Raw genomic sequence first — 12,600 nt, 5'->3', positions numbered from 1 at the left:
CAGCTAGGGCATCCACATGCAGCAGAGCGACCGCGCCCTGGCCGGCCAACCGTGACATCAACCGCGACCGCACCCCAATCAGGTGCAGGCCGTCCGGCACGCTGAGCGCCCCGGCCACCACCGCGGCGGTGATCTCCCCCATCGAATGCCCGATCACCGCGTCCGGAATCACCCCGTAGCAGCGCCATAACTCGGTCAACCCCAACTGCAAGCCCATCAACACCGGCTGCACCCGAGCATCCCCGGCCAGCACGGCACCGTCGGCAAGAATTTGGCGTAGCGAAAATCCCACCTGCTCGACAAACACCGGTTCCAATTCATCGATCGCGGCGGCGAATTCCGGTTCGTCGGCCAGCAATTGCCGGGCCATGCCGGGCCACTGCGAGCCCTGGCCCGAATAGACGAACACCGTGCCCGATCCGCAGTCGCCGTCGTGGGGGATGATCAGACCGTCGGCCGACCGACCGGCGGCCAGCGCGTGCAGCGCGGCCAGGGCCTGGTCGCGGTCCCGCGCACACACCGTGGCGAACCGCGGATGCCGCGCCCGATGATGATTGAGGGTGTGCGCCACCTCGGCCAGCCCCACCCCCGCGCCGGGTCCGGCCATCCACTCGGCCACCACCCCGGCGGTGGCCGCGATCCGCTCCGGCGTCTTACCCGAGACCACCAGCGTGGTCACCGCCGGATCACGGTCCCGGGCGCCGGGATCGGCAAGCGGCGCCTGCTCGATCACCACGTGCGCGTTGGTGCCGCCGAAGCCGAACGACGACACCCCGGCCCGCCGAACCCGGCGCACCGCCGGCCACGGCGCATGGTCGGCCACCACTTTCAGCCGCAGCTCGTCGAACGGAATGTGCGGGTTTGGCGCCTCGAACTGCTGGTTGGGCGGGATCTGGCCGCGGTGCACCGCCAACACGGTCTTGATGAAGCCCGCCACCCCCGCGGCGGCTTCCAAATGGCCCAGGTTGGTCTTGACGGCACCGATCAGCAGGGGGGAATCCGGCGGGCGGCCGCGGCCCAACACCGTGCCGAGGGCACGCGCCTCAATCGGATCCCCCAAGAACGTTCCGGTCCCGTGCGCCTCGACGTAATCCACCTCCTGCGGCGGGATCCCGGCGTTGGTGTAGGCCGCACGCAGCACCGCCATCTGCGCGGCCGGGTTGGGCGCCATCAGCCCGTTGGATCGGCCGTCCTGGTTGATCGCCGACCCCCGCACCACCGCGAGCACCCGATCCCCGTCTCGCAGGGCGTCGCTGAACCGCTTGAGCACCACGACCCCGCAGCCTTCACCCCGCACGAACCCATCGGCGGCGGCATCGAAGGCATGGCAGCGTCCGGTGGGCGACAAGGCGCCGGCTTGATCGAAGCCGTGGAAGACCGCCGGCGACAACAGCAGGTTCACGCCCGCGGCAATGGCCAGCTGGGAGTCCCGCATCCGCAGGCTCTGACACGCCAGATGCACCGCCACCAACGACGATGAGCATGCCGTGTCCACCGCAACCGACGGGCCGCGCAAATCCAGGAAATACGACAGCCGGTTGGCGATGATGCTCAGCGCGCCACCGGTGTTGCTCCAGGCATCAACGGTGGGTAAATCGGTCGACGCCAGATATCCGTATTCGCTGAAGCAGGCGCCGGCGAAGACGCCGGTTTGCGACCGGCGCAGGGTGGTGGGCGGAATTCCGGCGTGCTCCAAGGCCTCCCACGCCACCTCCAGCAGCAGCCGCTGCTGGGGGTCCATCTTGGCGGCCTCGCGCCGGGAGATCTCGAAGAAGTCGGCGTCGAAGGCGTCGATGTCGGTGAGGAACGAGCCCCACCGCGTGGTGCGGGCCAGCGCCGCCGCCACCTCGGGGGTGCCGTCGTCGAACGCCGACCAGCGCTCGGCGGGAACCTCACCGATCGAGCAGCGCCCGTCCCAGAGGTACTGCCACAACGCGTCGGGCCCGGAGATCCCGCCGGGAAACCGGCACCCCAGACCGATGACGGCGATCGGCTCGTCCCGTGCGCCGCGATCGTCGGCGGGCACCGGCTCGAACCCGCAGTCCGGTTCGGCGGCGGTGAGAAAACCCACCAGCGCGTTGATGGTGGGATGCTGCCAAAACTCCACCGGCGAGATGGGCCGGCCGAGCAGTTCCGCGAGTTCGCCGGACAGCACCACCGCGTCCCGGGAGCCCACGCCCAAATCGTTCAGCGACAGATCGAAGTCGATTTCGTCGGGGGCGCAACCGATATTCGTCACCAGGTAGTCGACCAGCCAGTTGCGCAGCGCGACATCATCCTGGATCGATACCGTCATGGCGTCACGTCCAGCCGGTCGAACTGTCCCGCCCGGTAACCCTCGACACAGGCGGATCGACGAATCTTGCCGCTGGTGGTGATCGGGATCGCACCGGGTGCCACAAACACGACGTCGGCGACCCGCACCCGATGGATGTGCGCAACCGCCGAGATGACCGCCCGCTTCAGCGCACGCAGTTTCTGCTGGTGCTCGTCAGCGGAGTCCCCCCGCTGCTTGACCTCGACGATGGTGACCAGGTGCTCGGTCCGACCGTCGGGCACCGAGATGGCCGCAACCCGCCCGCGGGTGAGTTCTTGAATGCTGGCCTCGATGTCGTCGGGATAGTGATTGGACCCGTCCACGATCAGCAGATCCTTGATCCGGCCGATGATGAACAGCTCGCCCTCGGAAATGACGCCCAAATCCCCGGTGCGCAACCACCCCCCGCCCGGCGTTGCACTGGCCGGGTTCACCAACCGTGCGCCGAAGGTCCGCTCGGTTTCCCGCGGGTTGTGCCAATATCCGGGGGAAACGTTTTGCCCGTGCACCCAGATCTCGCCGACTTTGCCGGCCGGGTTCTCGGTCCGGGCCTCCGGATCGACGATGCGCACGGTGGTGGACCGGCTGGTGCCGTGACCGACGAGTTCGGTGCTGCCGACCGCCTCGCTGCGGCACGGCCGGGCATGGCCCTTGGACAACTTCTCGTAGTCGAAGCGCACCAGCTGGGCCGGGTGGCCCCGGTCCGCGGTGGCCACATAGACGGTGGCTTCCGCAAGACCGTAGGAGGGCCGCACCACCGATGGCTTGAGATTGAATCGAGCGAAGCGCTCGGTGAAAGCCCGCAGGGTGGCGGCATGGACCCGTTCGCTGCCGCTGGCGATCCCGATCACCTCACCGAGATCCAAGCCGGCCAGGTCGGCGTCCGTCGTTCTCTTCGCGGTCAGTTCAAACGCGAAATTGGGTGCGGCGGAGAAGGCTTTGTTACTGGTGGCCAGGGCCTGCATCCAGCGAGCCGGCCGCTGCAGGAACGACATCGGGCTCATCAGTACCGCGCGACGCCCGCACACCAGCGGCGCGCAGATCCCTTTGATCAGGCCCATGTCGTGAAAGAACGGCAACCACGACACCAGCACGAAATCCGGAGGCATCACGCCACCCAGATAGTCCGAAAATGCTTGCTGGATATCGGTGATCACGTTGGTGTGCGTGACGATGACGCCCGCCGGCCGGCGGGTCGATCCCGACGTGTACTGCAGGTACGCGGTTCGCGGAACCGCGGGCCGAACCGGGCCGAGATCGTGTGGCGAGTCCACGTCGAGCAAGTCGACCTCGAGGACTTCCGGCGCCGGTTTATTGCCCTCGCGTTGTGCGTACGGTGCGATATCGCCCGCCGCCGAACAGGACGACGTGGTGAGAATGACCGTCGGCGAGCAATCCCGCAACGCCGACGAAATGCGCTCGTCGTGGACGCCGGACTGCGGTACCGACAACGGAACCGCGATGAACCCCGCTTGCAGCGCACCGAGGAAGGCCACGATGTAGTCGAGCCCCTGGGGTGCCAGGATGGCGGCCCGATCACCGGTCGCCCCGCAGGCTCGGAGCTCGTCGGCAACGACGCGGGCTCGGCGCTGGACTTGCGCCCAGGTGAGGCTTTCGGAGAATCCGTTCGGATCGATCTGGTAGTCGATGAAGGTGTACGCCGTCGCGTCGGGTTGCCGGCTGGCTCGCTCCTGGAGCACCGCCGTGAGGGAGTCCTCAGCCATGGTGACATCGCCGCCTCTCATTTCGCTGTGAGTCAGGTTGCGCTTGCCGAGTGTTGCGCGCACGAGTAGCGCACTACCTGTTGCCGTCCGGGGCCCCGGGGGACCCGCGGGGCCTGAGCCGCGGCGCGCGTCATGCGGGGAGCCTAGGGCCTTTTCCCTGGTAACAGCGGGTATCGCCGCAGGTAGAGTAGTTGCCGGTGACACGTCGAGTACGGGCTGAAAATCCCTAGGGTAGGCGGCCGTGAGCCGTAGAGTAGTCGGCGGGCGAGCCTAGGGTAGTCCCGCAAAAGGTGGTTGCTGGGGCCCGGTGTTAGTCCTCGGCGTGGTCCGGGGTGAGCAGGGCGATCAGCTGCTCGCGGGTGTTGATGCCGAGTTTGGCGAAAATCCGGTACAGATGCCCGTCGATGGTGCGCACCGACACGATCAGCCGATCCGCGATCTGACGATTCGACCACCCCGACGCCACCAGGGTGGCGATCTCGCGCTCCCGCTCGGTGATCGGCAACGGCCGCGCCGCGGCCACCGTGGCCGGCGTCCGCAGCCCACACCGGCCGGCCAACCGGTCCGCCCGCGTCGAGGACCCGATCTCCTTACCCCGATGCCCACCGCGGGCATGTTCGGCCGCCGCCTGCGCCGCCGCATCCGCGGCCAACGCCAACGCCCCCACCTCCACAAACCCATCCGCCGCCGCATCCAACAAATCACCATCATGGCCGGCCAGCCCCCGCGCATGCCCGGCCATCCCGGCCGCCAACGGCGTACCCAACACCGCCGCCAACTCCTCCAACCGCGCCGCACACGACCGATCCCCCAACCGCACCGCGGCATGCAACGCGCCCACCTCCAGCGCAGGCATTCCGGATTGCTGTGCGATCTGGGCGGCCCGCTGTGCGTGCGTCCGCGCGGCGGTGGTGTGCCCCGCCGCGGCGCGTTCCCAGGCCCGCGCCAACTCCAATTCCGGCAACAGCACGGCGGCTTGGGGCCCGTAGCTTTGCTCGGCGATCCGCAGCGTGGCCGCTGCGGCCGCGGCGTCGCCCCGCATGCCCTCGGCCTGGGTGCACCACGCCGCGGTCAGCATCGTCCACAGCGAGGGGAAACCGTCCGACAATGCCGATATCGAATCGTGAAAGGCCGCACTGGCCGGTCGCAGTGCACCGCCGGCAAGCTCCACCAGGCCGCGGATGGCCGCGACCATGGCATCGCCGGCCGGGATACCGGCGGCCATCGCCGAGTAGCGTTCCCACACCCGCTCGGCTTCCCGATAATCGCCGGCCGCCATCGCCGCCACCGCCTCGGCGACCCCGATGGCGAACCGTTGCGGTCCCGATTCGCTGAGCGCGGCCGCCCGCAGCCCGGCATCGGCGACCGCGCGGACCTCGTCGAACCGGCCGACCAGCCCCAGCCCGTACGCGGTGGGCGCCGCCGCCCACACCGTGGCCAGCGGCAGTACCTCCGCGGTGCACAGCGACGGCCCAGTTTCGATCGCCATCTCGAGATCCCCGGAGAAGAACGCGAACAACACGTCCAGGGCGGTGGTCAGCTGGACCATGGGCTGCGCGCCGACCCGCTCGCGCACATCGACGAGTTGCCGCCGGGCGGAGTCGACTTGCCCGCAGTTGAAGAACAGGTTCGCCGCCCGCAGACAGCCCCACTGTGCGGTCAGCGCCGCGTCACTTCCTTCGGGATCGGCCTCGGCCAGCACCGCCTCGGCCTCGTCGCCGCGGCCCTGCCAGCTCAGCGCGCTGGCCAGCACCAGCGCAGCCGGCAGACCACCGCCGTGCTCGAACGCGAAGCGACCCAGCTCCTCGCTCGACGCGGTGTTGGCCATGGTCAGCGCGCAGGACGCCGCCTCGGTGATCACGCCGAGGTCCGGCGCCAAATCGCTGCGCATCATGAACTGAGCCAGCTGGATCCGGGTGCGCACATCGGGCACCCGAGACTGCTGCTCCAGGGCCTGCATTTGCTTGCGAAGGTGTTGTGCCAGCATGCCGTTGAGCTGCCGCGTGCGCACCACCCCGGCGTGTTGGATGGCTGTTTCGCCCATGACGGGATGCAGTAACCGAGCCACGGTGTGCGATTCGTCAGCGACCAACTGAATCAGGCCGCGGCGCTCCAGTTTTGCCACTGCGTCGGCGTCACACAGCCCACGCAGGGTTTCCCAGTCCAAGACCTCCGCAGCGGCCACGATCTCGACCGCATCCAATTCCTCAGCGGTCAAAGACCGTAACCGAAATTCCAACAGGTCGCTGAGCTGACGGTCGGGGCGTAACGGCGCGCGAAGTTGCCAGCCGGTTCGGGTTTGCACCAGCACCCCGCTGTCCCGACCGGCGCTCAGTAGACCGCGCAGCAGCAACACATTTCCTGCCGTCCGGCGGTGCAACTCGTTGATCAGCCGGGCATCCACGGCACCCCCGAGCACGGCGCGCACCAGATCCTCGGTCTGCTGTGGGGTGAACGCCTTGACCTCTAAGCGCCGTAGCAGCCACTCTTTCCATAGTGCGGTCACCGCATCGGGCACCATGTTGCCGGATCGGATCGTCACGATCAATCGGCCAATACCGCCCGCGGCCAACTGGTACAGCAATGACGCCGATAGGGGGTCGAGTAGCTGGGCGTCGTCGACCATCACGACCAGATTCTCTTCCTGCTCCAGGGTGCGCTGCGCGGTGGCCAACATGACGGCGGGTTCCTGGGCGGCGTCGAGAGTCATCAACCAATAGAAGGCGCCCAGCGGCACCGCACTGCCGGTCTCGGTGCCCAGCGCGAAACGCAAAGTGAACCCGCGCGACTCAAGGGTTTCGGCGAGGCTATGCGCCAACGTGGACTTGCCGACCCCGGCCTCGCCCACCAGAACGACACCTCGGTAGTCGGTGGAATCGTCGAATGCGGCGAGCGCCTGGTGAACCTCGGTATCGCGGCCCACCATTGGCCATCCCGACCGGGCATCCGTTGGCACCTGGCGCCCCCTGGCTCACATCCTTTCCGCAGCGAACCAGACGTTACTCCGGTACCCGACTGAGCCGCGCCGTTTCGCGCTTAGGCGAACGCCTCCACCGGCGGGCAGGAGCACACCAGATTGCGGTCGCCGTAGGCACCGTCGATGCGGCGCACCGGCGGCCACACCTTGGGCCGAAACGCGGCGCCGAGCGGGTAGGCGGCTTCCGCGCGGGTGTACGGGTGATCCCAGTCCGCGGCCAGCAGGCAGGCCGCGGTGTGCGGGGCGCCGCGCAGCGGGTTGTCGTCGACCGGCCACTCTCCCGAGCCGACCCGGTCGATCTCGGCCCGGATCGCGATCATCGCGTCGCAGAACGCGTCGAGCTCGGCCAGGCTCTCGCTTTCGGTGGGTTCCACCATCAGCGTGCCGGCCACCGGGAAGCTCATTGTCGGGGCGTGGAACCCGTAGTCGGCCAACCGTTTTGCCACATCGTCGACGGTCACCCCGGTGGCTTTGGTGATCGGCCGCAGATCGAGGATGCATTCGTGGGCGACCATGCCGTTCTCGCCGGTGTAGAGCACCGGGTAGTACTCGTCGAGCCGGCGCGCGATGTAGTTGGCCGCCGCGATCGCGGTCAGCGACGCCGCCCGCAGCCCGTCGGGGCCCATCATCCGGATGTAGGCCCAGGTGATCGGCAGGATCGACGCCGACCCGTACGGCGCGGAGGACACCGGGCGCCCGCCGGGCAGTTCCGGGGCCAACGGGTGCCCGGGCAGGAACTCCGCCAAATGCGCCCGGGCGGCCACCGGCCCCACCCCGGGCCCGCCGCCGCCGTGCGGGATGCAAAACGTCTTGTGCAAGTTGAGGTGGCTGACGTCGCCGCCGAACTTGCCGGGCCGGGCCAGCCCGACCAGCGCGTTGAGGTTGGCGCCGTCGACGTACACCTGACCGCCGGCGTCGTGGGTGGCCGCGCAGATCTCGGCGATGTCGTGCTCGTAGACCCCGTGGGTGGACGGGTAGGTGATCATCAGCGCCGCTAGCCGCTCGGCGTGCTCGGCCACCTTGGCCCGCAGGTCGTCGAGGTCGACGTCCCCGTTGTCGCGGCAGGCCACGACCACCACCCGCATGCCGGCCAGCGCCGCCGACGCCGCGTTGGTGCCGTGCGCGCTGGACGGGATCAGGCAGATGTCGCGGTGCGCCTCCCCGCGGCTGGCGTGATAGTCGTGGATGGCCAGCAGGCCCGCGTACTCGCCCTGCGAGCCGGCGTTGGGTTGCAGCGACACCGCGTCGTAGCCGGTGATTGCGACCAGCCAGCCCTGCAGCTGGGCGATCAGCTGGCGCAGCCCGGGGGTGTCGGCGGCGGGGGCGAACGGGTGCTGGCGGGCGAAGCCCGGCCAGGTGATCGGCTCCATCTCGGCGGCGGCGTTGAGTTTCATGGTGCACGACCCCAGCGGAATCATGCTGCGGTCCAACGCGATGTCCTTGTCGGCCAGCGCGCGCAGATACCGCATCATCGACGTTTCGGTGCGGTAGCTGGTGAACGCCGGGTGGGTCAGGAACTCCGAGGTGCGGGTCGCGATGCCGGCGCACTTGGGCTCGGCGGGTGCCACCCCGAAGGCCTCCAGCACGGCGGCGATGTGCGCGTCGGTGGTGGCCTCATCGCAGGCCACCGACACGTGGTCGGCGTCGACCCGCCACAGGTTGATGCCGTGGGCCTTGGCGGCGGCGATGACCTGGTCGGCGCGGCCGGGGACCCGGGCCAGCACGGTGTCGAAGTAGCGGTCGTGCACCACCGCGTCGCCGAGCGCGCCGGCGATCTGCTCGGCCTGGTGATGCACCCGGCGGGCGATCGCGGTCAGCCCGTCGGCGCCGTGGTAGCTGGCGTACATCGCGGCCAGCACCGCCAGCAGCACCTGCGCGGTGCAGATGTTGGACGTCGCCTTATCGCGGCGAATGTGCTGCTCGCGGGTCTGCAGCGCCAATCTGAACGCCGGCGCGCCGTCGGCATCCACCGACACCCCGACCAGCCGGCCCGGCAGCTGCCGGGCGTGGTTGGCGTGCACCGCCAGATAGCCGGCGTGCGGGCCACCGAAACCCATTGGCACCCCGAAGCGTTGGGTGCTGCCGAACGCGACGTCGGCGCCGATCTCGCCGGGCGGGGTGATCAGCGTCAACGCCAGCAGGTCGGCGCCGATCGCCACCAACGCGCCGCGGTCGTGGGCCTGGGCCACCAGCGCGGCCCAGTCGGTGACCCGGCCGCTGGCCCCGGGCAGTTGGGCGAGAACCCCGAAGAACTCGCCGTCGGGCAGCCCGTCACGCAGGTCGGCGGCGACGATCTCGATGCCCAGCGGCTCGGCGCGGGTCGCCAACACCGCCGCGGTCTGGGCGAACACGTCCACGTCGACGACCAGCCGGTCGGCCACCTTGCCGCGCACCGCCCGGTGCATCAACGTCATGGCCTCGGCGGCGGCGGTGCCCTCGTCGAGCATCGACGCGTTGGCGACTTCCAGGCCGGTCAGGTCGGCGACCATGGTCTGGAAGTTCAGCAACGCCTCCAGCCGGCCCTGGCTGATCTCCGGCTGATACGGCGTGTAGGCGGTGTACCAGGCCGGGTTCTCCAGGATGTTGCGGCGCAGCACCGGCGGGGTGATGGTGTCGTAGTAGCCCTGCCCGATCATCGACACCGCGACCGTGTTGGTCTCGGCCATCGCCCGCAATTCGGCCAGCGCCTCGGCCTCACCGACCGCCGGCGGCAGCACCTCCAGGCCCGGCGCCGTGCCGTGGGTCAGCGGGTCGAGGATCCCGGCCGGCAGCGCCTTGGCCGCCAGCTCGTCGAGGGAGGCGACGCCGATGACGTCGAGCATGGCGGTGATCGCGGCGGCGTCGGGGCCGAGGTGGCGGTCGGCGAAGCGGAACTCGGTGTGCTCGGTCATCTGCGACTCCTGACACAGGTAGAGGACGGTGTTCCTCTCCCTCTGTCGCTGCCCGCACCGGGCGCCTGAGAGATTCGGCGCCCGTGCTGGGGGCCTTTCCCCATCGGCGGGTGACCCGCGGTCACCGCTTTCCAGAGGCATCGGATCTCGGCGCGGTCCGGGGGCCTGAGAGGTTGACGGAGAGGTGTTGCTCCTTCGGCGTCCGTGACTGGCCGTCACGGAACTCTCCCGCGCGAGACGATGCAGCGTCGAGTTTACCGGGGCGCTTCCCCGGCCGCGCTCCCCGTCGCGAACGTGCACAAATGTACGGCTACAGCCGCCAAGACCTGGCAGTTTGCGCACGCTCGCGGGTGAGGCGCGGTGGGAGCGGGGAGAAAGCTAGCCGATTTTGCGGTCGCGGTGCTTGCGGCGGGTGGCCAGCTCGTCTTCGGGCGCGGCGATCGACTCGCCGCCGTCGGCGCGCTCCCCGGGGAAGTCGGCGATGGCGCCGGTCAGCTCCCGCATCGCCCCGGACACCGCGATACCGAACACGCCCTGCCCGCCCTGCAGCAGGTCGACGACCTCCTCGGCGGAGGTGCATTCGTAGACGGTGGTGCCGTCGGAGAACAGGGTGATGTTGGCCAGGTCCTGCACACCGCGCTGGCGCAGATGGTCGACCGCGACGCGGATGTTGTGCAGCGAGATCCCGGTGTCGAGCAGCCGCTTGACGATCTTGAGCACCAGGATGTCTTTGAACGAGTACAGCCGCTGGCTGCCGGATCCGGCGGCCCCGCGGATGGAGGGCACCACCAGCGAGGTGCGTGCCCAGTAGTCCAGCTGGCGGTAGGTGATGCCGGCGATCTGGCAGGCGCTGGGGCCGCGGTAGCCGACCAGCTCATCGGGCACCGAATCGTCGGGGAACAGGCCGGGCTGCACGGGTTCGCTCGGTTCAGCCGGGCCGGAATGGTCAGCAAGGTCCAGCTGTTCTTGGCGTGGCTGCTCGCCCACGATGCTTCCTCTCGCCGATCGCGCTCGTTGTCACTGGCTAGCCAGCGGCCGCGTGTGCTCTAGCCCGAGTGGTTGTGAGCATACGCTTTTCGACAGGCTGTCGTGCCCCTTGAACCCGTCAAGTTGCCTTCAAAGTATGGCCGCCGCGGCGGGCTGGCGAAGCTACCGGACGGGCGTGTCGAGGCTAAAGTCCCAGATGAGACGCATCCGTGATATTTGGTAGCGCGGCTGACGGCCCGCATCATCGCCGGGCTAGGTGGCCTTGAAGTCGTCCGGGGAGACGCTGTCCAGGAATTCCTTGAACTTCTCGACTTCGTCCTCGCGGACCGCGCCGCTGGGTTCCTCGTCGTTCTCGTCGGGGATCAGCAGACCCGCCTCGGCCAGGACGGCCTCCTCGACGTAGATCGGCACCCCGACCCGCAGCGCGATCGCCACCGAGTCCGACGGCCGCGCCGACACGGTGATGTTGCGGTCGAACACCAGGTCGGCGTAGAAGGTGCCTTCCTGCAGATCCACGATCCGCACCTCTTTGAGGGAATGCCCCAGCGCACCAATGAGATCGCGGATCAGGTCGTGGGTCAGCGGGCGCGCCGGCTCGACGCCTTGCTGTTCGAGGGCGATCGCGGCCGCCTCGGCCTGGCCGATCCAGATCGGCAGGTATCGGTCACCGTTGGCCTCGCGCAGCAAGAGCACCGGCTGGTTCTGCGGCTGCTCGACGCGAATGCCGACCACGCGAACTTCACCCATCTGTGCCTGCCCTCCGCTACGTCTGAAACCAGACCTGGTGCAACGCCAAGCCGTCGTAGAAAGTCTAGTCCTCAGCGGTGCAAGGCGTCGCGCACCGCCGACTTGACCAACGAGGTGTGCAAGGTGATCGCCAGGGCGGCCACCTCGCGCGCCAGGTCGTCGGCGCGGTCGCGGGCACCGGCCTTGTTGGCCTTGACCACCGGGCCGGCGATCTGCGCGATCAGGTCCGACTGGCGGTCGGCGGCCGAGCGGAACGCCCGCAGATGCCGGGGCTCCACGCCGTATTCGGCCAGCGCCCGCGCACACTGCAGGATCACCACCGCGTGCTCGTCGAAGAAGCCGGCCGGCCCGGTGGTGATCACCCCGGCCTTCAGCAGCGCCGTCAGCAGCTCGTCGTCCACCCCGGACCGCTCCAGCAGGTCCTCCCGGGACAGCCGCACCCGGGTCGGCGCCACCGCCGCCGCGTCGGATCCGGTGTCGGGGGTCGCCGCCACCGAGACCAGCCGCGGCACGCCGTACGGCGACCCGGACAGCGGCAGTTCGCCGTCGGGCTGCGCGTCGAGTTGGGCCTTGATCACCTTCAGCGGCAGGTACTGGTCGCGCTGCGCGGTCAGGATGAAGCGCAACCGGGCGCAGTCGTAGGCGGTGAACCGCCGGTACCCGGACGCGGCGCGCTGCGGAGTGACCAGTCCCTCCGCCTCCAAGAAACGAATCTTGGAGATCGTGACATCAGGGAAGTCGGGTCGGAGCAGATCCAGCACCGCTCCGATTGACATCCCCGCCAGCGCGGGCGTGTCCGGCGCGGTCACTAGCTGCCCGGCCCGGCCTCATTGTCACCGGTCTTCGGACCGGTCAAAAACACCAGCCGGAACTTGCCGATCTGGACTTCGTCGCCGTTGGCCAGCACCGCGGAATCGACCGGCTCCCGGTTGACGTAGGTGCCGTTGAGGCTGCCGA

Annotated in this window: 8 protein-coding genes and 1 riboswitch; all 8 genes read right to left on the bottom strand. The window is 69.1% G+C overall.

Annotation, left to right across the window (positions count from 1 at the left end; genetic code table 11):
* Positions 1–2,296 (bottom strand): type I polyketide synthase (locus BKN37_RS21460; RefSeq protein WP_131823668.1); only part of this gene is annotated, 2,296 nt, incomplete at its 3' end.
* The gene (locus tag BKN37_RS21455; RefSeq protein ID WP_071028978.1) at positions 2,293–4,041 is read right to left on the bottom strand and encodes an AMP-binding protein; all 1,749 of its coding nucleotides are present in this window, start codon (positions 4,039–4,041) and stop codon (positions 2,293–2,295) included. The genes BKN37_RS21455 and BKN37_RS21460, both read right to left, overlap by 4 nt.
* 310 nt (positions 4,042–4,351) lie before the next feature.
* Complete coding sequence (locus tag BKN37_RS21450; protein ID WP_071028977.1) at positions 4,352–6,967, bottom strand: helix-turn-helix transcriptional regulator; 2,616 nt, start codon at positions 6,965–6,967, stop codon at positions 4,352–4,354.
* Positions 6,968–7,077: 110 nt separating this feature from the next.
* Entirely contained in the window at positions 7,078–9,909 is a 2,832-nt protein-coding gene (gene gcvP / locus BKN37_RS21445; protein WP_071028976.1) for an aminomethyl-transferring glycine dehydrogenase, read from the bottom strand.
* A gap of 143 nt (positions 9,910–10,052) precedes the next feature.
* A riboswitch (glycine riboswitch) is annotated at positions 10,053–10,150 on the bottom strand.
* A gap of 137 nt (positions 10,151–10,287) precedes the next feature.
* Positions 10,288–10,896, bottom strand: coding sequence for a MerR family transcriptional regulator (locus BKN37_RS21440; protein ID WP_071028975.1), 609 nt, complete (start codon positions 10,894–10,896; stop codon positions 10,288–10,290).
* 252 nt (positions 10,897–11,148) lie between these two features.
* The gene (locus BKN37_RS21435; protein ID WP_071028974.1) at positions 11,149–11,643 is read right to left on the bottom strand and encodes a bifunctional nuclease family protein; all 495 of its coding nucleotides are present in this window, start codon (positions 11,641–11,643) and stop codon (positions 11,149–11,151) included.
* A 71-nt stretch (positions 11,644–11,714) separates the two neighbouring features.
* Positions 11,715–12,452: a transcriptional regulator FtsR gene (gene ftsR, locus BKN37_RS21430; protein WP_071028973.1), complete on the bottom strand. Its 738-nt coding sequence runs from the start codon at positions 12,450–12,452 to the stop codon at positions 11,715–11,717.
* A partial coding sequence (locus tag BKN37_RS21425; RefSeq protein ID WP_131823667.1) for an FHA domain-containing protein occupies positions 12,452–12,600 on the bottom strand: 149 nt, incomplete at its 5' end. The genes ftsR and BKN37_RS21425, both read right to left, overlap by 1 nt.

The sequence above is a fragment of the Mycobacterium talmoniae genome (genome assembly GCF_001854525.1).
In the GTDB taxonomy this organism is placed as follows: Bacteria; Actinomycetota; Actinomycetes; order Mycobacteriales; family Mycobacteriaceae; genus Mycobacterium; species Mycobacterium talmoniae.
The sequence above is the reverse complement of the archived record's forward strand: the minus strand, read 5'-3'. Positions and strand labels throughout refer to the sequence as shown.

Coding starts and splice junctions, on each gene's coding strand:
- BKN37_RS21455 (WP_071028978.1), bottom strand. CDS start 4,041: ATGGCTGAGGACTCCCTCACGGCGGTGCTCCAGGAGCGAGCCAGCCGG.
- gcvP (WP_071028976.1), bottom strand. CDS start 9,909: ATGACCGAGCACACCGAGTTCCGCTTCGCCGACCGCCACCTCGGCCCC.
- BKN37_RS21435 (WP_071028974.1), bottom strand. CDS start 11,643: ATGGGTGAAGTTCGCGTGGTCGGCATTCGCGTCGAGCAGCCGCAGAAC.
- BKN37_RS21450 (WP_071028977.1), bottom strand. CDS start 6,967: ATGGTGGGCCGCGATACCGAGGTTCACCAGGCGCTCGCCGCATTCGAC.